Origin of the sequence: Halomonas sp. NyZ770 (assembly GCF_020616575.1) — a bacterium.
In the GTDB taxonomy this organism is placed as follows: Bacteria; Pseudomonadota; Gammaproteobacteria; order Pseudomonadales; family Halomonadaceae; genus Vreelandella; species Vreelandella hamiltonii.
This window is the reverse complement of the sequence record NZ_CP085143.1, coordinates 2,521,237-2,546,030: the sequence shown is the minus strand read 5'-3', so window position 1 is coordinate 2,546,030 and position 24,794 is coordinate 2,521,237. Positions and strand designations below refer to the sequence as shown.

Here is a 24,794-nt window from a genome sequence, read left to right as displayed (position 1 = left end):
TTCGGCTCCTCTCCAAGCGATAACGACGAACAGTGACGTGACGACCGATCCACTAGCGAAGACGCAGACCGCATGACGCTTCTTGCCCTGGGAATTAATCATCGTACTGCCAGCGTGGCCGTGCGTGAGCAGGTGGCCTTTACGCCAACGCAGCTGGAAAGCGCGTTGGCCGAGCTGCGTGGCCTGCCACATATCCACGAAGCCGCGGTGCTCTCGACCTGCAACCGTACCGAGCTCTACTGCGTGACCGATGCCGCAGGCGAGCAAACCGTGCTGGACTGGCTGGGACGCTTTCACAATCTGCGGGTCGATGATTTGGCACGCTGTGCGTACCACTATCATGACAACGAAGCAGCTCGCCACCTGATGCGCGTAGCGGTGGGGCTCGACTCCATGGTGCTGGGTGAGCCGCAGATTCTGGGGCAGTTGAAAGATGCGTATCAGCAGGCGCGCCAGGCAAAGGGCTTGGGGGGAGAGCTGGAACGGCTGTTTCAACACACCTTTGCCGTGGCCAAGCAGGTGCGCACCGAAACGGGTATCGGCAAGAACCCCGTGTCGGTGGCTTACGCGGCGGTCAGCATGGCCAGCCGTATCTTCGATGATTTCAGTCGTGCACGGGCGCTTTTGATCGGTGCCGGAGAAACCATCGAGCTGGTGGCGCGCCATCTGCATGAGGCGGGCGTGCGTCAGCTCACCGTGGCCAACCGTACCCGGGAGCGTGCCGAACAGGTGTCTGCGGCGCTGGGCGGGACGGCCATCACCCTGCCCGAGATTCCGGATGCGCTGGAGCATGCCGATATCGTGATCTCGTCCACGGCTTCCCCGCTGCCGATTCTGGGCAAGGGGATGGTCGAGCGTGCCCTGAAGAAGCGCCGTCATCGGCCTGTCTTCATGGTCGATATTGCAGTGCCACGGGATATCGAGCCACAGGTGGGTGAGCTGGCCGATGTGTTTCTCTATACCGTGGATGACCTGGAAGAGGTCATCGAAGAGAATCGCCGCCATCGCCAAGTGGCCGCCGACCAGGCCGAGTCGCTGATTGAACACGGCGTCGGCAGCTGGCAGCATGAGCGCCGCATTCGCAATGGCGGCGAAGTGATTCGAGATTATCGTCGTCATGGCGAAGCGCTGCGCGATCAAGCGCGGGAGCAGGCGCTGGAACGCCTGGCCAAGGGGGAAGACCCGGCCAAAGTCATCGAGCGGATGGCTCACCAGCTGGCCAACCGCTTCATGCATCAACCCACGCTTGCCATTCGTGACGCTGCTTCGCAGGAAAACCATGAATTGCTCAACGCCGCGCCGCGCCTGTTACTGCCGCCCAAACCTGCCTTCGAGCAGCCTGCGCCTCCGGTAAAACGCCAGAAGGATGATACACCCGCATGAAAGAGACTTTGCGCCAACGCCTGGATAGCTTCTCCGACCGTTTCGAGGAGCTGGCCATGCTGCTGTCCGATCCCGAGGTGATCAACAATCAGCAGCGCTTCCGTGACTATTCGCGGGAATATGCTGAATTGGAAGAGCTGGTGGCCGCCTGGCAACGTTACCGTGGGGTCGAAGACAGCATCGCCGAGGCCGAACAGCTGAGCCGTGACAGTGATCCGGAGATGCGTGAACTGGCGGAAATGGAAATCAGCGATGGCCGCGAACAGCTGGCAGCGCTGGACGTCGAGCTGAAACGTCTGCTGATCCCCAAGGACCCTGACGATGGCCGTGGCGTGTTTCTGGAAGTGCGGGCGGGCACCGGTGGCGATGAAGCGGCGATTTTTGCCGGTGATCTGTTCCGCATGTACTCCCGTTACGCCGAGAAGCGCGGCTGGCGGGTAGAAATCGTCAGTGCCAGCCATGGCGAGCAGGGCGGTTATAAAGAGGTGATCTCCCGGGTCAAGGGCGACGGCGTCTACGCACGGCTGAAGTTCGAGTCGGGCGCCCATCGGGTACAGCGCGTGCCCGCGACGGAGTCTCAGGGGCGAATCCATACCTCTGCCTGTACCGTGGCGGTCATGCCCGAGGTGGATGAAGTGGGTGATGTGGACATCAACCCCGCCGACCTGCGGGTGGACACCTATCGCTCCAGCGGCGCCGGTGGCCAGCACGTCAACACCACCGACTCGGCGATTCGCATCACCCACTTGCCCACCGGCGTGGTGGTGGAGTGCCAGGAAGAGCGCAGCCAGCACAAGAACCGTGCCAAGGCCATGTCCTTGCTGGCGGCCAAGCTCAAGCGCAATGCCGTGGATTCACAGCGCCAGGAGCAGGCCGATGCACGCCGTTCGCTGGTCGGCTCGGGAGACCGCAGTGAGCGGATTCGGACCTATAACTTTCCTCAAGGTCGCATCACCGACCACCGCATCAACCTGACGCTCTACAAGCTGACCGAAGTGGTCAGCGGCGAGCAGCTCGATGACGTGATCGAGCCCCTGATCCATGAGTATCAGGCAGAGCAGCTCTCGGCCCTGCAGGAAGGCTGATGACCTTCGACGCCTTGCTGTCACAGGCGGCCCAGCGGTTGGCGCAGGCAGGCTCGCCCACGCCGCGCCTGGATGCCGAGGTATTGCTGGGCTGCGCTGCCCAGTGCAGCCGTACGTGGCTCTATACCTGGGGCGATCGCGAATGCCCCACCTGGGAGCGAGCCCGTTTCGAGGCGCTGGTAGCCGCGCGTGCCCAGGGGCAGCCGGTGGCGTATCTTACCGGTGAGCGAGAGTTCTGGGGGCTGCGGCTGGCGACTTCTCCCGACACGCTGATTCCCAGGCCCGACACGGAAACCCTGGTGGAGGTGGCGCTTTCTCGCGCCGCTGCCCCGGTGGGCAGGCTACTGGATCTGGGGACGGGCACGGGCGCCATTGCGCTGGCGCTGGCCAGTGAAAAGCCGGGCTGGCAGGTCATCGGTGCCGACATTCGCCCCGGAGCCGTGACGCTGGCCGAGCGCAATGCCGACGCACTGGGGATCACCAATGCCCGGTTTGTGTTGAGTGATTGGCTCAGCGCGTTCGTGCCTCCGGCAGAGGAGCCGCCTTTCGATATCATCGTCAGTAACCCCCCTTACATTGCGGCCGATGATCCGCATTTGAGCCAGGGCGACGTGCGTTTCGAGCCGCACTCGGCGCTGGTTGCCGATGCCAACGGCATGGCAGACCTGCTTCATGTGATCGAGGCGGCCAAGGCCCACCTGGCCCCTGGTGGCTGCCTGGCAATGGAGCATGGCTACCAGCAGGCGGCCAGTGTGCGTGAGGCACTGTTGGCGGCGGGCTATCAGAACGTTGAAAGTGTGCAAGACATGGGGGGCCATGAACGGGTTACTCTGGGGCACCTTTATTGACCGCCTGATTCATTTGTATTGGATCCTGCCATGAAACCAAAAAATAGAACGCTGGACCGTATCGACCTCAAGATCCTTCGTTGTTTGCAGGAAAATGCGCGTATTTCCTACGTGGATCTCGCCGCAGAAGTTGGGTTATCCACAACCCCTTGTCTGGAGCGGGTCAAGCGCCTGGAGCGTGCCGGTATCATTCGTGGCTACCAGGCCATTCTGGACCCTCGCGCCCTGAAGGCGAACCTGCTGGTGTTTGTCGAGATCAGCCTGGAGACCCAGTCGCCTGCGGTCTTCGATGAGTTTCGGCGCGCGGTGGAAAAGCTGCCGCAAATTCAGGAGTGCCACCTGGTGTCCGGGCAGTTCGACTACATTCTGAAATGCCGCATCCCGGAAATGGCCGCTTATCGCCAACTATTGGGAGATGTGGTCTTGACCCTGCCAGGGGTGAAAGAGTCCAAGAGCTATGTGGTGATGGAAGAAGTGAAAGAGAGCTTCAATCTCCACATTCCTGATTTCGAGGAATTCGAGGATAAGTAAGCTAATGATGGACGATCAGGCGCTGCTGCGTTACAGCCGCCAAATCATGCTGCCCGAAGTGGATATCGAGGGTCAGGAGCGACTGCGCGGCGCCCACGCCGTGATTATCGGGGCTGGCGGGTTGGGTTCGCCAGCCGCGCTGTATCTCGCGGCGGCGGGAGTGGGGCGGATTACCCTGGTAGATGCCGACCATGTGGAGCTTTCCAACCTGCAGCGCCAGATAGCCCACCAGCAGGCCAGCCTGGGCCTCAACAAAGCGCGTTCGGCGCAGCAGCGCCTTGAAGCACTGAACCCTGAATGCCAGGTGGTGGCTATCGAGCGTCACGCCGAAGGTGAGCTGTTGGCAGAGCTGGTGGCCTCGGCTCAGGTGGTGCTGGACTGTACCGACCGTTTTTCCAGCCGTTATGCCATCAATGCCGCGACGCAGCGAGCCGGTGTGCCGCTGGTCTCGGGAGCGGCTATTCGCTTTTCCGGCCAGCTGGCGGTATTCGACCCGCGTCAGCCAGATAGCCCCTGCTACGCCTGCCTCTATCCCCCTGAGGAGGGCGAAGACGAAGCCCTCAGCTGTGCCGAGAGTGGCGTCATGGCCCCTTTGGTAGGCTTGATTGGCTGCTTTCAAGCCGTCGAGGCCTTCAAACTGCTGAGCGGTGCGGGTGAGGCACATCAGGGGCTGTCGGCCTTCGACGGGCTCAGCGGGCAGTGGCGTCATTTTCAGGTGCCGCGTGACCCGGCGTGCCCGGTGTGCGGTGGGCGTGACTGACGTCGCCCACCGCCTGCATTACGCGCTGGCGGTGGAGTCCTCCGCCTTGGTCGCCTCCGATGTCTTCTTCTGACGAGGCGCGGAGCTAGGCGCAGGCTTGTCAGCAAAGACACTCTTGAACACCTCGTTGTCGGGGTTCATGTCGATGGTGCCGTGGAACGTGCTGCCATCTTCCAGCACCAGGCAGGGCGTCGTGATCGTGCCGGTGACCTTGGCGCCGCCGTGGATCGTGGCCTTGTGCAGCGCAACGAGATTGCCCTCTACGGTACCGGAAATTCTCAGCGTGTGTGCGTAGGCATCGCCCTGCAAGTGCCCCGTGGCGCCGAGCTTGACGGTATGCTGTTTGCAGAGGATGGTGCCGGTGACCTGGCCTTCGATGGTCAGGTCCTCGTCACTCTGAATGTCCCCACGAAGCTGTGTCTTGCCGCCGATCACCGACGTGCTCTGGCGGGCACCAGGCAGGCTCTTGAGCTAGCTTGGCGCAGGCTGAAGGTCAGTGGTGGGAAGGGCGGGGTGTTCAGCGTGAGGTTTGGTTTTTTTGAACATGAGCTATGCCTGCGGAGTAGGGCAAGGTCGCCGTGCAGCGAAACGCCACCCTTTGGGCAGGCTTCACCAAAATAGACCGAATGACGTTAATGTACGCTTCGGGATGGGCTTGCAAAGCGTGAAGATACGTCTGTGGTTGTGCGATATTCCGGCTACCGCTGGCGCCTCCCTACGGCTATAAACAACGCTGGTTCGAGCAGGGGAAAGTGCCATGCAGATGGAAACATGGCTGATCATCGTGGGCGTTGTGGTCATGACGATCATCGTGATGGATGGTCGGCGCAAGAAGCGTCGTCTCGGCGTGGCGGTGATCACCCATCCCGAGCCTGAAGCGCTGATGGTTGAGGTCGCCGTCGAATGTGCCAATGATGCGGTGGTAGGGAGTCATGTGGGCGCTGCCACGCGAATTCATGGCATCGTGACGGCACAAGAGAGTATCTCGATCAGCGGCAGTGTTCAGGGGGAGGTCCATACCACTCACGGCATCACCCTCACGTCACTGGCATCTGTCCAGGGGCTGCTGTCGGCCGGTGAGCTGGCGTGCCATGCCGGTGCCACGGTGAATGGGTCTATCGTGCCCAGTCCGCCTGTTCCGGCAAGCATGAAAAAGCCCGCCTGAATAGGCGGGCCTGGTCACGGTCTTTTGCTTTTTTATGCGGATGAATCAGTTGCGGATCAGGTAGTCGAAGGCGCCCAGCGACGCTTTGGCGCCTTCGCCCATGGCAATGATGATCTGCTTGTAGGGCACGGTGGTGACATCGCCTGCGGCAAAGACACCGGGTACCGAGGTCATGCCGTGGGCGTCGACGATGATTTCGCCACGCGGTGACATCTCGATGGGAGAGCCCTTCAGCCACTCGGTATTGGGCACCAGGCCGATCTGTACGAAGATACCTTCCAGAGCGATGTTCTTGACTTCGTCGGTCTGGCGGTCCTTGTAGGTCAGGCCGTTGACCCGGCTGCCATCACCGGTCACTTCGGTGGTTTGTGCGTTCAGCACGATATCCACGTTGGGCAGGCTCTTGAGCTTCTTCTGCAGTACGGCGTCAGCGCGCATTTCACCCATGAACTCCACCAGGGTCACGTGGCCGACGATACCCGCCAGGTCGATGGCCGCTTCGACGCCTGAATTACCGCCACCAATGACCGCGACACGCTTGCCCTTGAACAGCGGGCCATCGCAGTGGGGGCAGTAGGCCACACCTTTGTTGCGATACTGCTGCTCGCCGGGCACGTTCATTTCCCGCCAGCGGGCGCCTGTGGCCAGTACCAGGGTCTTGCTCTTCAGTTTGGCACCGGATTCGAAGGTCACTTCGTGCAGGCCACCTTCGGTTTCTGCTGCTTTGAAGGCGGTGGCACGCTGCAGGTTCATCACGTCCACTTCGTACTGCTTGACGTGCTCTTCCAGGGCGCTGACCAGCTTGGGACCTTCGGTATGGGTCACCGAGATGAAGTTCTCGATCCCCATGGTGTCGGCCACCTGACCACCGAAGCGTTCGGCGGCAACGCCGGTATTGATGCCCTTGCGCGCAGAGTAGATGGCCGCTGACGCGCCCGCCGGGCCGCCGCCGATGACCAGCGTGTCGAAGGCTGCCTTGTCGCTCAGCTTTTTGGCTTCACGCTCGGCTGCGCCGGTATCCACCTTGGCCAGAATCTGCTCCAGCGTCATGCGACCCTGGTCGAAGGGCTTGCCGTTGAGGTAGATGCTGGGCACCGACATGATTTCGCGGGCCTCGACTTCCTCTTGGAACAGGGCACCGTCGATGGCGACGTGGCGCACCTTGGGGTTGAAGATGGCCATCAGGTTGAGTGCCTGGACGACGTCCGGGCAGTTCTGGCAGGAGAGCGAGTAGTAGGTCTCGAACAGCATCTCGCCGTCCAGCGCCTTGATTTGATCGAGCTGCTCTTGCGACGTTTTGGGCGGGTGTCCACCGACCTGCAGCAACGCCAGTACCAGCGACGTGAATTCGTGGCCCATGGGAATGCCCGCAAACACGACGCCTGTCTCTTCTCCGGCACGGTTTAGGGCAAAGGAGGGCTTGCGCGCATCCTGGCCGTCGGTTTTGAGGGTGATCTGAGTGCTCAGGCTGCTGATGTCTTCCAGCAGGCCCAGCAGCTCACGCGACTTGGCACCGTCATCGAGGGACGCAACGATCTCGAAGGGCTGAGTCACTTTTTCCAGATACGCTTTCAACTGATTCTTTAAATTGGCGTCCAGCATGACAGTGGTTCCTCGTAGTCAGCAGTAGAACGTTCTCGACCAGGCACGCCAGCCTTGGTGTAGTAAGGGACAAGCGTGTGGGAAAACAGGGATGCGTTAACAGGGTGCTGAAAAAAAGACACCCGGGGCATGCCCGGGTGTGGTGCTGCCGACCGACACGAGTCGAGTCGGCAACGGTAGGCGTCAGATCTTGCCTACGAGGTCCAGAGACGGGGCCAGAGTCTCTTCGCCTTCTTTCCATTTGGCCGGGCATACTTCGTTCGGGTTGGCGCGAACGTACTGGGCAGCCTTGACCTTGCGCAGCAGCTCTTCGGCGTTACGGCCGATGTTGCCAGCGTTGATTTCGACGATCTGGATCTTGCCGTCGGGGTCGACAACGAAAGTGCCGCGCTCTGCCAGACCGGCTTCTTCGATCAGCACTTCGAAGTTGCGAGAAATCTGCAGGGTCGGGTCGGCAATCATCGGGTACTGGAGCTTGCCAATGGTCTCGGAGCTGTCGTGCCAAGCCTTGTGAGTGAAGTGGGTGTCGGTAGAGACGCTGTAGATCTCGACGCCCAGCTTCTTGAAGGCTTCGTAGTTGTCGGCCAGATCGCCAAGCTCCGTGGGGCATACGAAGGTGAAGTCGGCGGGGTAGAAGAAGAAGACAGACCACTGACCTTTCAGGTCCGCTTCAGTCACGTCTACGAACTCGCCGTTCAGGTAAGCAGTCGCTTTAAACGGTTTTACTTCGGTATTGATCAAAGACATTGAAAACATCTCCGCAGTGAGTGAATGGTAGTTGGAAAAGTTGTTGCTGATATTAGCGAACTACGACTAATAGCTAAAATTGGAAAAAATGATGCTGCCAATAGCCAGTCTCTATGTTTTGCTCGCGCCCATGGATGTGGGGTCGCCAGTGGTGTAATGCAAGAATTTTTCACTTGTACTTGCGATAGAGAGCGCTGCACCGCAAAATTCGCACGGTCAGGATAATGGCCTAAGCTGTTTCTCAGCAGCGGCAAATGAGACAAAGAGGTATCGGCGTCAGCGCTAACCGTTGCCAGGCCCGGTGCGCCTGTTCGACGGGCACTTTCAAGACAAGTGGACTTTCGAGATAAGGAGTAGCTAGATGGGGAACATCCCAAAACGTTCAGTGGCCGTTACGGCAATCGCTTTTGCCGTAGCGGCCACCGCTGCCCACGCCAATGAAGTGCGGGTATATAACTGGTCCGACTACATTGCGCCGGAAACGCTGGCGAAATTCACCGAGCGTACCGGTATCTCCGTGACCTACGATGTCTACGACAGTAACGAGATCCTCGATGCGGCGCTGTTGTCTGGCCGCTCGGGCTACGATGTCGTCGTACCCTCCAACTACTACTTTACTCGTCAGGCCAGGGCAGGTGTGTTCCAGCCGCTCGACCACGAGCAGCTGCCCAATTTCGAAAACCTCAATCCGGAGTTGATGGCCAACCTGGAAGCCATCGACGAGGGCAGCCAGTACTCCATCCCCTACATGTGGGGCACCAATGGCATTGGCTACAATGTCGAGCGAGTGAAGGAGATTCTCGGCGACGATGCCCCGGTAGATAGCTGGGCACTGCTCTTCGATCCGGAAATTACCGCGGCTCTGCATGCGGCCGGTTGCGGTATCTCCATGATGGACTCGGCGGACGAAATGCTCTCGCCTGCCATTGCTTACTCGGGCGGCGACCCGCTGAGCGAGAACCTGGATGACATCGAAGCCGCTGGCCAAGTGATCGCGGCCGTGCGCAACCATGTCACTTACTTCCACTCCTCGCGCTATATCTCTGACCTGGCCAATGGTGAGATCTGTGTCGCCGCAGGCTACTCGGGAGACGTGTTCCAGGCAGCAGACCGAGCTGAAGAAGCGGGTCGCGACTTCACCATCGCTTACAGCATCCCGAAGGAAGGCGCTGCGCTGTGGTTCGACATGATGGCCGTGCCTGCCGATGCGCCTAACCCCGAGAACGCTCATGCGTTCATCAACTTTATTCTCGACCCGGAAATTGCCGCCGAGATCAGCGAGTACGTCAGCTACGCCAACCCCAACCTGGCCGCTAACGAGTTCCTGTCCGAGGAGCTGCTGAATGACCCTGCGGTTTACCCGAATGCAGACGTCATGCAGAACCTGTACGTTCAGGCGGAAAAGCCGCAGGACGTACTGCGTGCGCGTACTCGTATCTGGAACCGCGTCAAGTCTGGTCGCTAAACCGACCCTTGTCTGACAGCGAGCCGGGCAGTTGCCTGGCTCGCTGTTCGTCTTTTATCGCCCGGCTTCTCGGGCCTTTTGATGGGAGTGGCGAATGGTCACTACGCCCCTGTCGAACGACACTTCATCTTCATCGCCTGCTATTCCTCCGCCTCTGAGGCCCCAGGGAAAAGCTCCGCGCTTTGCTGAAGATATCGTGTTGGAAGTCAAACGCCTGAGCAAGCGCTTCGATGACGCGCTGGCGGTGGATGACGTGAATTTGCAGGTCAAACGCGGCGAAATCTTCGCCCTGTTAGGGGGCTCTGGGTCTGGCAAGTCGACCTTGCTGCGAATGCTGGCGGGTTTCGAGACGCCGAGCGAGGGCCGCATCCTGCTGAGTGGCGAAAACATTACCGACATGCCGCCGCACAAGCGCCCAATCAACATGATGTTTCAATCCTATGCGCTCTTTCCGCATATGACGGTGGCGCAGAACATCGCCTTCGGGTTGAAACAGGACAAGCTGCCCAAGGCGGAAATCGAGGCGCGGGTAGCCCAGATGCTGAAACTGGTGCATATGGAACGCTTTGCCAAGCGCAAGCCGCATCAGCTTTCTGGCGGCCAGCGCCAGCGGGTGGCCTTGGCGCGCTCACTGGCCAAACGGCCCAAGCTCTTGCTGCTGGACGAGCCCATGGGCGCCCTCGACAAGAAGCTGCGCACGGAAATGCAGCTGGAAGTGGTCGAGATCATCGAGCAGGTAGGCGTTACCTGCATCATGGTGACTCACGATCAGGAAGAGGCCATGACCATGGCGGATCGCGTGGCGATCATGGCCGATGGCTGGATCGAGCAGGTAGGCTCTCCGGTCGATATCTACGAAAGCCCCGCTAGCCGCATGGTGGCGGAATTCGTCGGTACCGTGAACGTGTTCGAAGGGGAGATCATCGAGGACGCGGCCGACCATTGCCGCATCGCCAGCCCCTCGCTTTCAAGGCCTATCTATCTCGATCACGGGATCACCACCCAGGCGGTGGATCGTCGAGTATGGGCGGCCCTGCGCCCCGAGAAAATCTGGTTGACCCGTGAACAGCCAACCGGCGAATACAACTGGGAAGCTGGCAAGGTGGACGACATTGCCTACCTTGGGGGCTATTCGCTGTATTACGTGCGCACGGCCTCGGGCAAGCTGATCAAGGTGAGCATGGCCAACACGGAGCGTCGCGGTGATCGTCCCACTTGGGAGGATAGCGTTTACGTTTACTGGGAAGATCACAGCGCTATCGTGCTGAATCGCTGATGATTCGGTCTCTTGAAGGAGATTGTCTACCATGATGCCATCTGGCTTTACCGGCATGATCAAGCGTATGAAGCTGGGACGGCGCGCGGTGATTGCGTTCCCGCTGGCCTGGCTGACGCTGTTCTTTTTGCTGCCGTTTGCGTTGGTGCTCAAGATCAGCCTTTCCGAAGGGGCGATTGCCATTCCTCCCTACGGGCCGCTGGTCGAGTATGCCGATCAAACCCTGAGTATCTTCCTGAATGTCGGCAACTATCTGTTCTTGCTGACCGACTCTCTGTATGTCGCGGCTTACTGGGGCTCCATCAAAACGGCATTTACCGCCACGGTGGTGTGTTTGCTGCTCGGTTATCCCATGGCCTATGCCATGGCCCGTGCCCCGGGGCGCTGGCAGTTGATTCTGCTGCTGCTGGTGATGCTGCCTTCCTGGACGTCGTTTCTGATCCGCGTGTATGCGTGGATGGGCATACTCAGCAACAATGGCCTGATCAACAATCTGCTGCTGAGCATCGGCCTCATCGACTCGCCGCTACGCATGATGAATACCCAGTTTGCGGTCGTCGTGGGCATCGTGTATGCCTACCTGCCGTTCATGGTGCTGCCGCTGTATGCCCACCTGACGCGTCTGGATACGTCGCTATTGGAAGCGGCTTCAGACCTGGGGTCGCGTAAATTGAATACCTTCCTGAAAGTCACTTTGCCGCTTTCCATGGGGGGCATCGTGGCGGGTTCCATGCTGGTATTCATTCCTGCGGTGGGTGAGTTCGTGATCCCCGAGCTGTTGGGAGGGCCTGACACCCTGATGATCGGCAAGGTGCTTTGGGAAGAGTTCTTCCTGAATCGTGATTGGCCGGTGGCTGCGGCGCTGGCGATGGTCATGCTGTTGCTGTTGTTGATCCCGATCGTATGGTTCCACCGTTACCAGTCACGGGAGCTCGAACAATGATGACGTCTTCTCGGCGCCCCAGCTTTACCACGGTGATGCTGGTGCTTGGCCTGCTGTTTCTTTATCTGCCGATGTTCGTGCTGGTGTTCTACTCGTTCAACTCATCGCGCCTGGTGACGGTGTGGGCGGGTTTCTCGACTCATTGGTACGGCGAGCTGTTCCGTGACCGGCAGATTCTTTCGGCGGTATGGACCAGTCTCAAGATTGCCTTTTTCGCTGCCAGCATGGCGGTGTGCCTGGGCACGGTGGCCGCCTTCGTGATGACCCGCTATGGCCATTTTCGAGGCAAGACGGCGCTTTCCAGCATGGTGACGGCACCACTGGTCATGCCCGAAGTGATCACCGGGCTTTCCCTGCTGCTGCTGTTCGTGCAGATGGCGCAACTGATCGGCTGGCCCGCTGACCGAGGGATGGCGACGATATGGATTGCCCATACCACGTTTTGCAGTGCCTATGTGGCCGTGGTGGTGTCGGCGCGGCTCCGGGAACTGGATCGCTCCATCGAAGAGGCGGCCATGGACCTTGGCTCGCCGCCGGTCAAGACATTCTTCTGCGTGACGCTGCCGGTCATTGCACCAGCACTGGCGGCAGGCTGGCTGCTGGCGTTCACGCTGTCGCTGGATGATCTGGTGATCGCCAGCTTCGTATCAGGCCCGGGAGCCAACACGCTGCCCATGGTGGTTTTTTCCTCCGTGCGCATGGGCGTCTCGCCCAAGATCAATGCGTTGGCCACGCTGATCATTCTGACCGTTTCGTTGGCGACGCTGCTGGCGTGGTACTTCATGCGCCGCAGCGAGGCCAAGCGGGTTGCTCAGATACAGCAGGCTGACGCGGCCTGATCATGGCTCACAAGACGTCGTCGTCTCGACCTGTGATGACGGCGTCGAGTTCGCCTGTGAAAGGCGATACCACCACCTGCAGTCGTATCGGCGCGCAACACTGATGGCAGTCTTCCCAGGTATCATGGCTACCCTGAGAGGTGTCGATCACGAAGGTCAGTGGCGTGTCGCAGTAAGGGCAATAAAAGTCGTGAGGAACCAGCGCGTCGTCATGCATGGCGGTTGCCCTGCCAGGTGAAAAAAGGATATCCAGTGTAACAGCCCTGCCTGGGGCGGGCACAAGCGGAACGAATCAGGTAGGATATGAGCGGGTTTGCCCAATTAACCTAGTGAGAAAAAACGATGATGAAACGTCACATGGCAGTAGCGGCCTTATTGGCCTTCCCGATGGTCGCTCTGGCGGAAACACCGAACGTGACGCCTGGCGAATGGGAGTTCGTCAGCGTAACCAGTATCAGCGGTGACATGCAGATTCCCGATCAGACCGAAACCGAACGTCAGTGCATCACTCAAGAAGAGCTGGATGGCGCCGACTTTGGCTTCATCGAAGAAGAAGAGGGCTGTGAGCTGCAGCATCAAGACATGAACGCCGATGGCCTCTCGTACAGCATGGTATGTCGTGCTGAAGGCGGCGAAGCCAATATCGACGGTGAAATGCGCTTCATGGGTGAGCGTATCGAAGGCAGCGTGGACATCTTCACCCAGTCACCCATGGGCGAATTGACCATGAACACCGTGATCGAAGGCGAGCGCATCGGCGACTGCGAGTAATCGCGTACATTGCGTTAGCGATCTGCTTCAACAACAAGGGCGCCTTTTGGCGCCCTTGTTGTCTGTCTGCTGGGTAGAAGAGGTTGCTTAGCGCTCGGGCGTAGCCAGCGGTTCGTGGTCGGCCTCCGGCGCATTGGCAATTTCTTCTTCCAGCTGTCGCTTCACGGCGCCAGGCGAGCCTGAGTAGCGTGCCAGCAAATCGTAGGCCACGGGTACCACGAACAGCGTAAACACCGTGGCCGCGCCTACCCCCGCCATGATCACCGTGCCAATCACCAGGCGAGACTCTGCGCCAGGGCCGCTGGAGATGATCAGCGGGATCGCTCCGGCCATGGTGGTGACTGCCGTCATCAGAATGGGCCGCAGGCGGGTGACCGATGCTTCGATCAGGGCCGAACGAAAGGCTTGGCCCTCATCGCGTAGCTGGTTGGCGAACTCGACGATCAGGATGCCGTTCTTGGCCGCCAATCCTATCAGCAGCACCAGCCCCACCTGACTGTAGATATTCAATGACTGGCCGGTCAGCAGCAGGGCCAGCAGGGCACCGCTCATGGCCAGCGGCACCGTCAGCATGATCACGAAGGGGTGAATCAGGCTTTCGAACTGGGCGGCAAGCACCAGGAATACCACCACGGCGCCAAGCACCAGCAGAAAGGTCGTCGCCCCACTGGCCTGCTGGAAGTCTCGAGAAGGGCCTGCCAGATTGGTCTGCACTTCTTCTGGCAGAATGGTATTCGCGGTGTCTTGCAGGTAGGCCAGCGCTTCACCCAGGGGGTAGCCATCGGCCAAGTTGGCCTCGATGGTAATGGCGCGCACGCGGTCGAAGCGGTTGAGCGTGCTGGCACCAGCGAAGTCAGAGAGCGTCACCAGGCTGGCCAGCGGAATCAGTTCACCGGACCGCGCGGAGCGTACCTGGATGTTGTCCAGCGCTCGCGGGCTATTCTGGCGGCCACGGTCGCCTTCCAGAATCACATCGTACTCTTCGCCGTCATCTACGTAACGGGTCACGTTGCGCCCACCGAGCAGCACCTCCAGCGTCCGGCCTATTTCCGTGACGGTGACCCCCAGCGCGGCGGCCCGTTCGTAGTTGATGTCGACCCTGAGCTGCGGCTGGGTTTCGTTGTAGTTGCTCTCAACGGCGGTCAGGCGCGGGTTGTGCTCGCGAATATGGTTGACCAGCGTATCCCGCCAGCTGGCCAGCTCCTCGTAAGTGCCACCCCCCAACACGAACTGGACCGGTTTCTGGGTGCGTTGACCAAACCCCTGGCGCATGACCGGGAAGGCCTGGACTCCAGGCAGGGACCCCAGAGTTTGACGCACGTCTGCCATGATCTCCCAGGCGCTGCGGCGGCTGCCCCAGTCGGCCATGTTGACGATGATGAAGCCGCTGTTGAAGTTTTCGATATTGCCGAACCCCCGCGGTGCCCTTACTACCACGCGCTCCAGCTCACCGCTATCGACGAAGGGTGTCAGGCGTGCTTCGATCTCATCCATGTAATCCATCATGTAATCGAAGGTGGCGCCTTCGGGCCCGTTGACCAGCACGATGAAGTTGCCCCGGTCTTCTTGAGGGGTGTACTCGCTGGGCAGTGCCGAGGCCAGCCAGGCAGTGCCCGCCACCAGAAGCGCAAACAAGGCCACCACTACCCATTTGAATGCCAGCACGACTTCCAGCGCACGCTGGTAACGTTTCCGAGCACCGTCCAGCAGCCACTGCACCCCTTGACCTATGCGGCTATCGTGCATCCCCGGCTTGAGGATTTTGGAAGCCATCATGGGGGTCAGGGTCAGGGCCAGCAGCGTGGAGACGACCACCGCGGCGGCCATGGTCAGTGCAAATTCGGAAAACAGTCGGCCGATATCGCCCTGCAGCATACTCAGGGGTACGAATACGGCTACCAGCACGAGGGTCGTGGCAATGACCGCAAAAGCGATCTGTCGAGTGCCGCGGAAGGCCGCCACCAGCGGCGTTTCACCGTAATCGTGCATGCGTCGGTTGATGTTTTCCAACACCACGATGGCGTCATCGACGATCAGGCCAATGGCCAGTACCAGCGCCAGCAGCGTCAACAGGTTGATCGAGAAATTCATGGCAGCCAGCGCGGTGAAGGCGCCAATCACGGCGATGGGGACGGTCACGGCAGGCACGATGGTAGTTCGCAGGTTGCCCAGGAACAGGAAAATCACGATGACTACCAGGCCCATGGCGATGAACAGCGTCATGACCACCTGGTCGATGGCACCCGACACGAACACCGAGGCGTCGTAGTTGAGCGTCAATGACATGCCCTCGGGCAGGGTGCCTTGCAAGCGCTCCAGCTCCTGCTGCACCGCTTCGGAAAGCTCCACCACGTTGGCGGTGGACTGCATGATCATGCCTAGCCCCACCATGGGCACGCCGTTGGCACGAAACACCGAACGGTCTTCCACCGAGCCCACTTCCACTCGGGCCACATCGGCCAGACGAATCAGGTGCCCGTTGCTGCCCTGGGTAACCGCCAGCCGCTGAAAGTCATCGGCGGTGGCGAAGTTGCGCGGTAGCCGTACGATGAACTGGCGATCATCGGACTCGATGGAGCCGGCGGGCAGCTCGACGTTTTCGGCGCGCAGGGCATCCTCGATATCACCCACGGTGAGGCCTCGTGCTGCCAGCGCGTTGCGGTCCAGCCAGACACGCATGGCATAGTCGCGGCCACCGCCCACGCGCACCCTGGCTACCCCCGGCTGCACCGACAGGCTGTCTACCAGAAAACGGTTGGCGTAGTCGGTGAGCTCGGTGATCGAGTAGTCCGCCCCTGAGAGACTCAGCCAGATGACGATTTCATCGCTGCTGTCGGCCTTGGTGACTTCAGGATTGTCGGCATCATCGGGAAGGTTGCGCAAGGCACCCGATATGCGGTCGCGCACATCGTTGGCCGCCGCGTCGATATCCATGCTGATGGCAAACTCGATCTGGATGCGCGATCGTCCATCTTCGCTCTGGGAGGTAATCAGCTCGATACCTTCTACCCCGGCGATACGATCTTCCAGCACCTGGGTAATGCGGGTTTCGACCACGCTGGCCGAAGCACCGGGGTAACGTGTATCGATGCTGACGACCGGTGGGTCGACTGTGGGATACTCCTGCAGCGGCAGGCGATTCAGCGCCAGCAGGCCGAAGGCCACGATCAGCGCGGCGATGACCATGGCCAGCACCGGACGCTGTACGGAGATGTCGGATAAGCGCATCAGCGGTCAGCCTCCAGCAGGGTACGGATGCTGGTCTCTTCATCGGTGATGCCCAGTAAACGTACCTGCTGGCCATCTCGTGCCAGCTGCAGACCGTGTACTGCCACCAGCTCGCCATCTGCCACGCCTTCGAGCACTTCCACTTCGCCACTGCGACGCTCACCCAAGGCGACCTCTCGGCGCTCCAGGCGATGCTCTCCTTCCTCCTCGTGAATGACCATCACGAAATGGCGATTGCCGCTCGGCTCGATAGCGGCTTCCGGCAGTACCAACGTATTGCGCACGCGTTGCTGCACGACGACCTCCATCAACATGCCGGGGCGCAGGCGCAGCTCTGGGTTGGCCAGCTCGGCCCGCACACTGATACTGCGAGACACCGGGTCGATACGGGTACCAATACTGGCGATTTCACCGCGGAAGACCTCATCCGGGTAGGCGGCGGTGGTCGCGCTCAGCGCCAGCCCTGCCGACAGGCGGCCCAGAAACACTTCCGGTACGGTAAAATCCAGTTTCATGATATCCAGCTTGTCGAGGGTCACCAGCTCCATGCCCGGGGTCACCAGTGCGCCAGCGCTGACATTACGAAAGCCGACGCGACCACTGAACGGTGCCACTACCCGGTAGTTGGCCAGGCGTGCCTCTAACGCCTGGACATCGGCTTCTGCCTGCCTCAGCCGCGCTTGGGTATCTTCCAGTTCGGCGCGGGGGGCCAAGTTGCGTTCCTGGAGTTGAGACGTTCTGCCCACCGCGTTACGGCGCTCATCGGTGATCGCCCGTGCTGCCCTCAGCAGTGCCTGTTCCTCGGCATCTTCAAGGCGTATCAGCAGCTCGCCCTGTTCGACCTGGGCACCATCTTCGAAGGTGATTTCGGCAATGGTATCGGTCACGGTGGCTGACAGCGTGACGCTCTCGTCGGCACGCAGGGTGCCCAGGGCTTCTAATGGGTCGGACCAGGCGGTGGCCGTGGCGTAGTGACCGATCACGGGTGGCGGGGTTTGTGCTATGGCGTATGGCGGCAAGGCGGCCAGCAGCAGACAGCAGAAGAGGCGTTTGTAAACAAGCATTGGCGTCTCAACGTAAACAGAGGTGACCTGCATTATCCTGAAATCGACTGCCGTGATAAGGGCAAACGGCAAGATAACGGAATGAAAAGACATTTGTTGTACATTATATGTACATCTATTTTGGGTTTGTAAAGTGCTGAGCAGCCTCTCTGCTGCTAAGATAGTCAGCTTTTCATGTAGGGCTTCCAAGATGGTTTACGACGTCGTCGTCATTGGCGCAGGTGCCGCCGGGTTGATGTGTGCGGCTCAAGCAGGTTATGCAGGGCGGCGCGTGCTGGTGGTTGACCATGCCAATAGACCGGGCAAGAAAATCCTCATGTCGGGAGGAGGCCGCTGTAACTTTACCAACCTTGATGCCTCACCAAGCCATTTTTATTCGGAAAATCCTTATTTTTGCATTTCTGCGTTGAAACGTTACCGTCCAGAACATTTTGTATCTCTGGTGGAGCGCCATGGCGTGGAGTATGTGGAAAAAGCGCCGGGGCAACTCTTTTGTGCCGACTCCGCCAAGGAGATCGTGAGAGTCCTGCTGACCGAATGTGAATGGGCCGGTGTCGAACTGGCATTGAAGACGTCCATTTCCAAGGTGGAGCGCCTGGGCGAGGGAATGCAGTTGACTACTTCGATGGGCACCATCAGCTGTGGCGTGTTGGTAGTGGCCACGGGGGGGCTCTCCATTCCCACCATGGGGGCTTCGGGCTTCGGTTACGAACTCGCCCGTCAATTTGGACTTGAGGTGTTGCCTACTCGGCCTGGGCTGGTGCCCTTCACGCTCAGTGATGTCTGGAAAGCGCGTGCCGAAACGCTGTCAGGGCTCAGCGTGCCGGTATCGGTCAGCTGTGGTCAAGGGCGCTTCAATGAGCCCATGCTGTTTACCCATCGGGGGCTGTCGGGGCCGGCGATGCTCCAGATTTCGAGCGTCTGGCAGCCCGGTAGCGCCATTACGATTGATTTATTGCCGGGTGAGGAGGTGGCGGCTTCGCTGCGTCATGCGCGTGAGCAAACTCCCAAGCGCATGCTGTCTACCTGGCTGGGCGAGCGGTTTCCCAAACGTCTGGCACAGGCGATAGTGGAGTGGTACCCCGAGCACGCCACCGCCATGCCATTGGCACAGTACAGCAACGAGGCGATCGACTGCTGGGCACAGTACCTCAATGAGTGGCAGGTGAAACCGGCGGGCACAGAGGGTTGGCGTACGGCTGAGGTGACCATGGGCGGGATCAGTACCGAGGCCATTTCGTCGAAGAATTTTGAAGTGCGAGGCTTACCCCAGCTGCGTTTCATTGGCGAAGTGCTGGATGTCACGGGCCAGTTGGGTGGTTACAACTTTCAGTGGGCCTGGGCGAGTGGCGTCGCCTGTGGCCAGGCGTGTTGATCACCATTGAAAAAGCCGCCTGATGCAAGGCATCCGGCGGCTTTGAACAGGCAAACGCCTCGTCAGCTGGCGACTTTGGCCAGCAGTTTCAGCTTGCGAAGCAGCATATAGCCTGCCAATGCGCGTTTGCCGACGGCCATGGCGCCACCAGGATGGCGAACCAGCCGCACGGCAGCGAGCCCGCCCACGACGTACAGCGGTAAGCGCAGGCTTCGCCAGTGCCGGTCGAGCGGCGCGGAAGTGCGTTGCAACGTATCACTGCTCACCAGTATATCGATACGCTGCTGTTCCAGCTCGGCCAGCAGTGCTGCCTTGCGCTGCTGGCGACTCAACGGCTTGTCTGTGGTCTTAACGTCGACGGTCGGTGAGTTCTTCATCATTGGCCTCCAGCAGGGCGCGATCGGCTGCCAGCTGTTTCAAGGTTTCCTTGAGCAGCGAGTGCCGCTTTGCCTGACGTATGGCAATCACTGCCAGCAGCAGGCTGAGTGCCATCAGTACGCCAGCACTCACGCCAATGGCCGTCAGCCGATAGGTGTCCCAGAACAGAACGACTACCAGCGCCGTCAGCGTGGCCACACCCAGCAGCAGTAGCAGCAGGCTAGCGCCAGCCAACAACAGTAGTACCAATAAACGAGCGCGCTCTTCCTCCAATTCCAACACCGCCAAACGCAGGCGGGTTTCACCGTTGGCTAACAGTGACCTCAACAAGCGTTTGGCGGCAGAAAAGACGCGTTGGGTTGGCCCCAATGCCATTAGCGACGACCGAGCAGCATACCTACCACCAAGCCAGCTGCGGCACCGATACCGATGCTGGTCCAGGGGTTCTCATGTACATAGCGGTCGCAGCAATCGGCTTGCTGAGCCAGTGACTCGCGGGTGTCTTCATAGATGCGCTCGCCGCGGGCTTCCAGGCGGGCACGAGTATCCTTCAAACGACGTTCGGCACGCTCACGCAGGTCGCGCATTTCACCGCTGGCATCTTTCGATGTGGCGTTCATCAGCTCTTCGACCGTCTCGCTGAGATAGCGCAGGTCTTCTTTCAGCTGGTCGGCACGTGCGGAGGCGTCTGTGTTACGTTTAGCCATGATGTCTTCCTTTGACGAATGAATGAGTGACAGCTTCAGCATAGCAGCCGTCACTCCATAGACAACCCCAAAGTTTAGTGGTTCCGCATCAGCGGTTCAGGCCCGTGGCGCTGAACAGCGGGTTGAGGCTGAAGCCAAGACTCAGGCGATGCACGCGGTTGTCGTAATCGATCATGCTTTCGCCGTACCCGTAATAATACTGTACGTGTGCTCGCACCCCATTGAAGGCTGGCCAGCTGTAATCGATCTGAGTACCCAGGTTGCCGGGGCTAGGATTGCCACGCAGCTGTCCGGCGACTTCGTGATTGTTGTCCAGGCGCTTGGCCAGACGAATATCCCCATACCCCATGTAACGCTCTATATCTGGGTTGTCGTCGTCACCGTCGGACTCCGGCACGCGCCAGTGGGGTGCCAGGGTCAGTGCCCAGTCGCCGCGCTGCAGCGTGCTTTCCAGATAGACGCGGTTCCAGCTCCGTGACAGCGGGTCCGAGCGGCCATTGGATTGATGGTTGAAGGCGATACGATTGCGCGTATTCACCCAGCCCAAGGCGCTCCAGGCGTTATCGAAATCGATGAACACCTCGGGCTCGTAGTTGGTTTCCCGGAAAGGGGAAGAGGCATCAGTGTTATAGGCCTGCCACCAGCTTCGCTGGGTATAGGCGAAATAGACGTCGCCAATGTCGCCAAACACGTCTTCGGCCAGGTTGAACTTGGCACTGAACTGAAACTTCACTTCGTTGTTGTTGGGGCCTGAAGCATCGGTCACTTCACGAAAGTTGTTGGAGTCCTGATTGGTGTTGTAGCTCACCGGAAACAGGTAATTGGTGCGATGCGTCGTGATGGAGAACGGGTTCCGCGACGACTGCTGTTCCAGCTGGCGGCGTTCGGACAGGTCCTCCAGGGCCACTTCTTCCGGCAGCGGCGTCGGTGGAATACCCTGGGCGGCAGCCTCGGGTGCGTCAATTTGCTGCAGCTGCTGGCGGAGCTGATAGAGCTCGGTATTCAAGGCGCGAATACGCGCTTCGATATCGTCACGCGTCTCGGCCATGGCCGACTGCGTGGCCAAGGCAATCAGCAGGCCTGTGAACATCAGGGGTCGGATAACCATTGATATGGCTCGCAATGAAAAGTAGATAAATGTTAGCGACGTTCTATACAGGCGGATGAGGTAAGTCAACTGCCAATATTCTCGTGCCGGGCTGGATTGCGCCGCCGGGCCTTACGATTGACAATGATGCCTTGCCCGATGATGCGGGTCGACCAGTCAATGAGGCTTCTATACGTGGTGAAGAATGCCATGAAGGCGGTGAGCGGCGCGCTAGGAATATTGCTGTGTGTCGTGTTGTTGTGCGTGTCGCCCATGGGGTGGGCAGAAGATGGTGAGCGGGCGCCTTCTGAAAGCGCCCTGAACGAGCGATTGGCTGCGCTCGAGTCCCAGGAAGGGGAGCTTACCGCCGCACAGCAGCGTGAGCAGGCGGCCCTGAGTGCCGCGTTGCAAGCCTATGAGCGGCTTACGGCGCTGGAAGAGCGCCAACGGGCGCTGGAGCAGCGTGTCAGCCAGGCCCCTGAGCAGCTGCTGCAACTCGAACGAGAGCTGCGAGAAGCCGAGGAAGAGAGCCAACAGCTCTCCGTGGATAGCCTCAGCGACATGCCGCTGGAAGCCTTGGAGGCGCAGCAGGGCAGCGCGGTGATCGAGCTCCAGCAGTTGCAGAGCCAGTTGGCCGAGGTCAACTCACAGCTGTTGGCTGCGCAAACCTTGCCCGAACGTGCCCAGCAGGCCATCTCCGAAGCCCTGCAGCGGGCCGAGACCTTGCGCCGCGAGCACGATACCCGCGAAGCGCTGTTGGCCGACCGCCAGCTCTCGGCTCGCGAGGATGCGCAGCTGATTCAGTGGCGTCTGGAACGCTCCCTGGCCGAGCAGGAAGTCTCCCTCAATCAACGTGAGCTCAGTGCCAACAGCCGACTGCGGGAGCTGGCTCAGCAGCGGCGTGAGCTATTGGCTTTGCAGATCGATCATCAGGAGCAGCGGCTTAACCTGCTGCAAGGGGTCATCGATCGCCAGCGGCGCTTGCAGTCCGAACAGGCGATTGCCGATGCCGCGCGGGATGACCCGCTGATCGCCGAAGGGCATCCGGTAGTGCTGCGCGCCCAGCAGATGAACCAGACCTTGAGTCTCGAGCTGCTGCGGGCCACTGACCGCGCCAACAGCATCGTGCGCGAGAATATCGAAGCCCAGCGTCAATTGGAGCTGGTGCGTCAGTTGCAGCGTAGTCTCAATGAGCAGTTGGAAGCCATTCGCGGCAGCCAGCTGCTATCGCGGATACTCCGTGAGCAGCGTCAATCGCTGCCGGTAATCGTGCCGCGCCGAGACCTGCAGGATGAAATTGCCGACTTGCGCCTCAAGCAGTTCGATCTGATACGTCAACGTGATCAGCTGCGCCAGGGGGAGCGATTGGCCACCCAGCGGCTGCAGGAAGCGGGTGTCGAGGTGACGCCTGGGCTGGTGGACTCCCTGACGCGGCTTTATCAATCTCGCCGTGAGCTGGTGGAGCAGCTCGAGCAGTCCTATGGCAGCCTGTTGAGCGCCGCCATCGAGCTTCAGCTGAACCAGCAACAGCTCTTGACCACCACCCACGACCTGCGCGCCACCATCGATGAACAGCTCTTCTGGGTAGCCAACAGTCGTCCGCTGGACCTCAACTGGGTGCGCCAGTTACCCAATTACCTGCAGCAGGAGTGGCAGCAGGGCGAATGGCGAGCCGTGCTGCCCAACCGCTGGCAGGGCCTTGGCTGGGACATGCTGGTCGGTGCGCCGCTACTGCTGCTGAGCCTGACCTTGCTGGGGCTGCGCTCTCGTATCAAGGCCGCCCTGGCGCGGCTGCACTCGCAAATAGGTCGTTTGAAGAGTGATACGCAGCTGCATACGCCCAAAGCGGTTCTGATGAATGCGCTGCTGGCGCTGCCAGGCCCGCTGGCGCTGGCGGGCGCGGGTGTTGCCCTGCGGACGGCAGAAGGTGCCCTGGCGATGGGGCTGGCACCGGCCTTGCTGCAATTGAGCCTGAGCTGGGGTGTGGTCGCGCTGGGGCGCCGCCTGCTGGTGCCCGATGGCGTTGCTGAGCGTCATTTTACCTGGGCGCCTGCCTACAATGCGCGGCTACGTCAACTGCTGGGGGGCCTGGGCATAGCGCTGGTGCCTGTGGTGGGGATCGCGGCCATGTCAGAGCAGATGGAAACCCCGCTGGCCATGCGTCCGGTAGCCATGGGGCTATTCATGCTGGGGCTGTTGGCCATGGCGTGGTGGTTGATGCAGTTGATTCTGGCACACGTGCCGATTTTTGGGGTTCGGCTGTTCCGGTTGGTCCTGGGGCTGGCCATGGCCAGCGTGCCGCTGGTCATGCTGGGGCTGGTGGCCTGGGGGTATGAATACACGGCGCTGCGGCTGGTAGCACGTTTTGCGATGACGCTTTACCTGTTGGGGCTGTGGGTCGTGGTGGAAGCCACGGTGGTTCGCAGCCTGGCAGTGGCCGCTCGCCGCTTGGCGTATCGCCGAGCCCTGGCGCGGCGGCGGGCCCAGGTACAGGAGGGGGCCGAGGGCGGGCTGGAAGTGGTCGAAGAGCCACCCCTGGACATGGAGAAGATCAACACCCAGTCGCTGCGGCTCTCCAAGCTCATCCTGCTGATCGGGTTCAGCCTGCTGCTTTATCTGGTCTGGTCGGACCTGCTGGCGGTGTTGGGGTATCTGGATCAGGTGGCGCTGTGGGATGCCGATGAAGGCGACCTGGTGGACAATTCGCTTTCGCTCTCTGATTTTTTCACGGCCTTGCTGGTGGTCGCCATCACCTTCATCATGGCGCGGAACCTGCCAGGGTTGCTCGAAGTCATGGTGCTGTCGCGGCTGGCCCTGAAACAGGGCAGCGCCTACGCCATCAGCTCGCTGCTCTCTTATACCATCGTGGGGACGGGAGTCGTCATGTCGCTGGCCACCCTGGGGGTCTCCTGGGACAAGCTGCAGTGGCTGGTGGCCGCGTTGAGCGTGGGGCTGGGTTTTGGTTTGCAGGAGATCTTTGCCAACTTCATCTCTGGCCTGATCATTCTGTTCGAGCGCCCGATTCGGATTGGCGACACCATCACGCTGGGCAACCTGCATGGCACCGTCAGCCGTATCCGCATCCGTGCCACCACGGTGACCGACTTCGATCGCAAGGAGATCATCATACCCAACAAGACGTTCGTCACCGACCAGTTGATCAACTGGTCGCTGTCGGACAATGTCACCCGAGTGGTGCTGACCTATGGCGTGGCGCACGGCTCTGATTTGCCGTTGGTGCATCAGCTGTTGCGCCAGGCCGCCGATGAGAATCCGCGTGTACTGGCGGACCCGGAACCCCAGGTGTTCTACCTCAACTATGGCCCGCACAGCCTGAATTTCGAGCTGCGCATCTTCGTCAACGACTTGCTGGACCGGCTGTTTGCGGCCGACGAAGTGAACTGCCGGGTGGATGAGCTGTTCCGCGAAGCGGGTGTACGGGTGGCCTTCGAGCAGATGGACGTTTGGCTGCATCGAGATCAGGGGGAGTCGGTGAAATTACAGACCCGCAAGCCGCTGCCTCCTGAAAACCTGGGCTAA

General features: G+C 60.3%; 23 protein-coding genes. 13 read left to right on the top strand and 10 right to left on the bottom strand.

The window, feature by feature from the left end:
* Positions 1-72: 72 nt before the first annotated feature.
* The 5 genes from hemA to LG409_RS11695 are packed head-to-tail and all read left to right on the top strand — an operon-like array spanning position 73 to position 4,607.
* Positions 73-1,383, top strand: a complete 1,311-nt coding sequence (hemA, locus tag LG409_RS11715; protein ID WP_039181071.1) for a glutamyl-tRNA reductase — start codon at positions 73-75, stop codon at positions 1,381-1,383.
* A complete protein-coding gene (gene prfA, locus LG409_RS11710) occupies positions 1,380-2,468 on the top strand; it encodes a peptide chain release factor 1 (protein WP_039181068.1) in 1,089 nt (362 codons plus the stop codon). The genes hemA and prfA overlap by 4 nt, the downstream gene beginning before the upstream one ends.
* On the top strand, positions 2,468-3,316 hold the full coding sequence (gene prmC / locus LG409_RS11705; protein ID WP_081195661.1) for a peptide chain release factor N(5)-glutamine methyltransferase: 849 nt from the start codon (positions 2,468-2,470) through the stop codon (positions 3,314-3,316). The genes prfA and prmC overlap by 1 nt, the downstream gene beginning before the upstream one ends.
* 30 nt (positions 3,317-3,346) lie before the next feature.
* Complete coding sequence (locus tag LG409_RS11700) at positions 3,347-3,847, top strand: Lrp/AsnC ligand binding domain-containing protein (protein WP_016914425.1); 501 nt, start codon at positions 3,347-3,349, stop codon at positions 3,845-3,847.
* Positions 3,848-3,851: 4 nt separating this feature from the next.
* Positions 3,852-4,607 carry a HesA/MoeB/ThiF family protein gene (locus LG409_RS11695; RefSeq protein ID WP_189463327.1) on the top strand — a complete coding sequence of 252 codons (756 nt, stop codon included), beginning with the start codon at positions 3,852-3,854 and terminating at the stop codon, positions 4,605-4,607.
* 18 nt (positions 4,608-4,625) lie between these two features.
* Here the strand turns inward: LG409_RS11695 and LG409_RS11690 are convergent, their stop codons facing one another.
* On the bottom strand, positions 4,626-5,042 hold the full coding sequence (locus LG409_RS11690) for a bactofilin family protein (RefSeq protein WP_227406717.1): 417 nt from the start codon (positions 5,040-5,042) through the stop codon (positions 4,626-4,628).
* Between the two features lie 322 nt (positions 5,043-5,364).
* Here LG409_RS11690 and LG409_RS11685 point away from each other — a divergent pair, with 322 nt between their 5' ends.
* Positions 5,365-5,772 (top strand): polymer-forming cytoskeletal protein, encoded by a 408-nt coding sequence (locus tag LG409_RS11685; RefSeq protein ID WP_227406716.1) that lies wholly within the window; start codon positions 5,365-5,367, stop codon positions 5,770-5,772.
* A 45-nt stretch (positions 5,773-5,817) separates the two neighbouring features.
* Here the strand turns inward: LG409_RS11685 and ahpF are convergent, their stop codons facing one another.
* Entirely contained in the window at positions 5,818-7,374 is a 1,557-nt protein-coding gene (gene ahpF / locus LG409_RS11680) for an alkyl hydroperoxide reductase subunit F (protein ID WP_100731922.1), read from the bottom strand.
* 183 nt (positions 7,375-7,557) lie between these two features.
* Entirely contained in the window at positions 7,558-8,121 is a 564-nt protein-coding gene (gene ahpC / locus LG409_RS11675) for an alkyl hydroperoxide reductase subunit C (RefSeq protein ID WP_026001768.1), read from the bottom strand.
* Between the two features lie 361 nt (positions 8,122-8,482).
* On the opposite strand from ahpC, the gene LG409_RS11670 reads away from it, so the two are divergent.
* The 4 genes from LG409_RS11670 (at position 8,483) to LG409_RS11655 (ending at position 12,644) form a co-directional block, all read left to right on the top strand.
* Positions 8,483-9,586, top strand: a complete 1,104-nt coding sequence (locus tag LG409_RS11670) for a polyamine ABC transporter substrate-binding protein (protein WP_039181048.1) — start codon at positions 8,483-8,485, stop codon at positions 9,584-9,586.
* Between the two features lie 94 nt (positions 9,587-9,680).
* Positions 9,681-10,862, top strand: coding sequence for an ABC transporter ATP-binding protein (locus tag LG409_RS11665; protein WP_039181047.1), 1,182 nt, complete (start codon positions 9,681-9,683; stop codon positions 10,860-10,862).
* 31 nt (positions 10,863-10,893) lie between these two features.
* A complete protein-coding gene (locus LG409_RS11660; protein WP_227406715.1) occupies positions 10,894-11,805 on the top strand; it encodes an ABC transporter permease subunit in 912 nt (303 codons plus the stop codon).
* Positions 11,802-12,644 (top strand): ABC transporter permease subunit, encoded by an 843-nt coding sequence (locus tag LG409_RS11655; RefSeq protein WP_189463329.1) that lies wholly within the window; start codon positions 11,802-11,804, stop codon positions 12,642-12,644. The genes LG409_RS11660 and LG409_RS11655 overlap by 4 nt, the downstream gene beginning before the upstream one ends.
* Positions 12,645-12,651: 7 nt before the next feature.
* Here LG409_RS11655 and LG409_RS11650 read toward each other — a convergent pair whose 3' ends face one another.
* Positions 12,652-12,861 carry a CPXCG motif-containing cysteine-rich protein gene (locus LG409_RS11650; RefSeq protein ID WP_039181041.1) on the bottom strand — a complete coding sequence of 70 codons (210 nt, stop codon included), beginning with the start codon at positions 12,859-12,861 and terminating at the stop codon, positions 12,652-12,654.
* A 125-nt stretch (positions 12,862-12,986) separates the two neighbouring features.
* Between LG409_RS11650 and LG409_RS11645 the strand changes: the two genes are divergently transcribed.
* Positions 12,987-13,415 carry a DUF3617 domain-containing protein gene (locus LG409_RS11645; RefSeq protein WP_227406714.1) on the top strand — a complete coding sequence of 143 codons (429 nt, stop codon included), beginning with the start codon at positions 12,987-12,989 and terminating at the stop codon, positions 13,413-13,415.
* Positions 13,416-13,502: 87 nt separating this feature from the next.
* On the opposite strand, the gene LG409_RS11640 is transcribed toward LG409_RS11645, so the two are convergent.
* Together LG409_RS11640 and LG409_RS11635 are read right to left on the bottom strand one after the other, a co-directional pair.
* Positions 13,503-16,643 (bottom strand): efflux RND transporter permease subunit, encoded by a 3,141-nt coding sequence (locus tag LG409_RS11640; protein ID WP_039181038.1) that lies wholly within the window; start codon positions 16,641-16,643, stop codon positions 13,503-13,505.
* Entirely contained in the window at positions 16,643-17,707 is a 1,065-nt protein-coding gene (locus tag LG409_RS11635) for an efflux RND transporter periplasmic adaptor subunit (RefSeq protein WP_227406713.1), read from the bottom strand. Before LG409_RS11635 ends, LG409_RS11640 begins: the two co-directional genes overlap by 1 nt.
* Positions 17,708-17,897: 190 nt before the next feature.
* Here LG409_RS11635 and LG409_RS11630 point away from each other — a divergent pair, with 190 nt between their 5' ends.
* Complete coding sequence (locus LG409_RS11630; RefSeq protein ID WP_096922655.1) at positions 17,898-19,082, top strand: NAD(P)/FAD-dependent oxidoreductase; 1,185 nt, start codon at positions 17,898-17,900, stop codon at positions 19,080-19,082.
* 62 nt (positions 19,083-19,144) lie between these two features.
* Here the strand turns inward: LG409_RS11630 and LG409_RS11625 are convergent, their stop codons facing one another.
* The 4 genes from LG409_RS11625 to LG409_RS11610 form a co-directional block, all read right to left on the bottom strand.
* Complete coding sequence (locus LG409_RS11625; RefSeq protein ID WP_096922656.1) at positions 19,145-19,459, bottom strand: YqjK-like family protein; 315 nt, start codon at positions 19,457-19,459, stop codon at positions 19,145-19,147.
* The gene (locus tag LG409_RS11620) at positions 19,431-19,835 is read right to left on the bottom strand and encodes a phage holin family protein (RefSeq protein WP_016914411.1); all 405 of its coding nucleotides are present in this window, start codon (positions 19,833-19,835) and stop codon (positions 19,431-19,433) included. The genes LG409_RS11625 and LG409_RS11620 overlap by 29 nt, the downstream gene beginning before the upstream one ends.
* Positions 19,835-20,167, bottom strand: a complete 333-nt coding sequence (locus tag LG409_RS11615; RefSeq protein ID WP_227406712.1) for a DUF883 family protein — start codon at positions 20,165-20,167, stop codon at positions 19,835-19,837. Before LG409_RS11615 ends, LG409_RS11620 begins: the two co-directional genes overlap by 1 nt.
* 88 nt (positions 20,168-20,255) lie before the next feature.
* Positions 20,256-21,275 carry a phospholipase A gene (locus LG409_RS11610; RefSeq protein WP_227406711.1) on the bottom strand — a complete coding sequence of 340 codons (1,020 nt, stop codon included), beginning with the start codon at positions 21,273-21,275 and terminating at the stop codon, positions 20,256-20,258.
* Between the two features lie 174 nt (positions 21,276-21,449).
* Between LG409_RS11610 and mscK the strand changes: the two genes are divergently transcribed.
* Positions 21,450-24,794 (top strand): mechanosensitive channel MscK, encoded by a 3,345-nt coding sequence (gene mscK, locus LG409_RS11605; RefSeq protein ID WP_227406710.1) that lies wholly within the window; start codon positions 21,450-21,452, stop codon positions 24,792-24,794.

Coding starts and splice junctions, on each gene's coding strand:
- hemA (WP_039181071.1), top strand. CDS start 73: ATGACGCTTCTTGCCCTGGGAATTAATCATCGTACTGCCAGCGTGGCC.
- prfA (WP_039181068.1), top strand. CDS start 1,380: ATGAAAGAGACTTTGCGCCAACGCCTGGATAGCTTCTCCGACCGTTTC.
- prmC (WP_081195661.1), top strand. CDS start 2,468: ATGACCTTCGACGCCTTGCTGTCACAGGCGGCCCAGCGGTTGGCGCAG.
- LG409_RS11700 (WP_016914425.1), top strand. CDS start 3,347: ATGAAACCAAAAAATAGAACGCTGGACCGTATCGACCTCAAGATCCTT.
- LG409_RS11695 (WP_189463327.1), top strand. CDS start 3,852: ATGATGGACGATCAGGCGCTGCTGCGTTACAGCCGCCAAATCATGCTG.
- LG409_RS11685 (WP_227406716.1), top strand. CDS start 5,365: ATGCAGATGGAAACATGGCTGATCATCGTGGGCGTTGTGGTCATGACG.
- ahpF (WP_100731922.1), bottom strand. CDS start 7,374: ATGCTGGACGCCAATTTAAAGAATCAGTTGAAAGCGTATCTGGAAAAA.
- ahpC (WP_026001768.1), bottom strand. CDS start 8,121: ATGTCTTTGATCAATACCGAAGTAAAACCGTTTAAAGCGACTGCTTAC.
- LG409_RS11670 (WP_039181048.1), top strand. CDS start 8,483: ATGGGGAACATCCCAAAACGTTCAGTGGCCGTTACGGCAATCGCTTTT.
- LG409_RS11665 (WP_039181047.1), top strand. CDS start 9,681: ATGGTCACTACGCCCCTGTCGAACGACACTTCATCTTCATCGCCTGCT.
- LG409_RS11660 (WP_227406715.1), top strand. CDS start 10,894: ATGATGCCATCTGGCTTTACCGGCATGATCAAGCGTATGAAGCTGGGA.
- LG409_RS11655 (WP_189463329.1), top strand. CDS start 11,802: ATGATGACGTCTTCTCGGCGCCCCAGCTTTACCACGGTGATGCTGGTG.
- LG409_RS11650 (WP_039181041.1), bottom strand. CDS start 12,861: ATGCATGACGACGCGCTGGTTCCTCACGACTTTTATTGCCCTTACTGC.
- LG409_RS11645 (WP_227406714.1), top strand. CDS start 12,987: ATGATGAAACGTCACATGGCAGTAGCGGCCTTATTGGCCTTCCCGATG.
- LG409_RS11640 (WP_039181038.1), bottom strand. CDS start 16,643: ATGCGCTTATCCGACATCTCCGTACAGCGTCCGGTGCTGGCCATGGTC.
- LG409_RS11635 (WP_227406713.1), bottom strand. CDS start 17,707: ATGCTTGTTTACAAACGCCTCTTCTGCTGTCTGCTGCTGGCCGCCTTG.
- LG409_RS11630 (WP_096922655.1), top strand. CDS start 17,898: ATGGTTTACGACGTCGTCGTCATTGGCGCAGGTGCCGCCGGGTTGATG.
- LG409_RS11625 (WP_096922656.1), bottom strand. CDS start 19,459: ATGAAGAACTCACCGACCGTCGACGTTAAGACCACAGACAAGCCGTTG.
- LG409_RS11620 (WP_016914411.1), bottom strand. CDS start 19,835: ATGGCATTGGGGCCAACCCAACGCGTCTTTTCTGCCGCCAAACGCTTG.
- LG409_RS11615 (WP_227406712.1), bottom strand. CDS start 20,167: ATGGCTAAACGTAACACAGACGCCTCCGCACGTGCCGACCAGCTGAAA.
- LG409_RS11610 (WP_227406711.1), bottom strand. CDS start 21,275: ATGGTTATCCGACCCCTGATGTTCACAGGCCTGCTGATTGCCTTGGCC.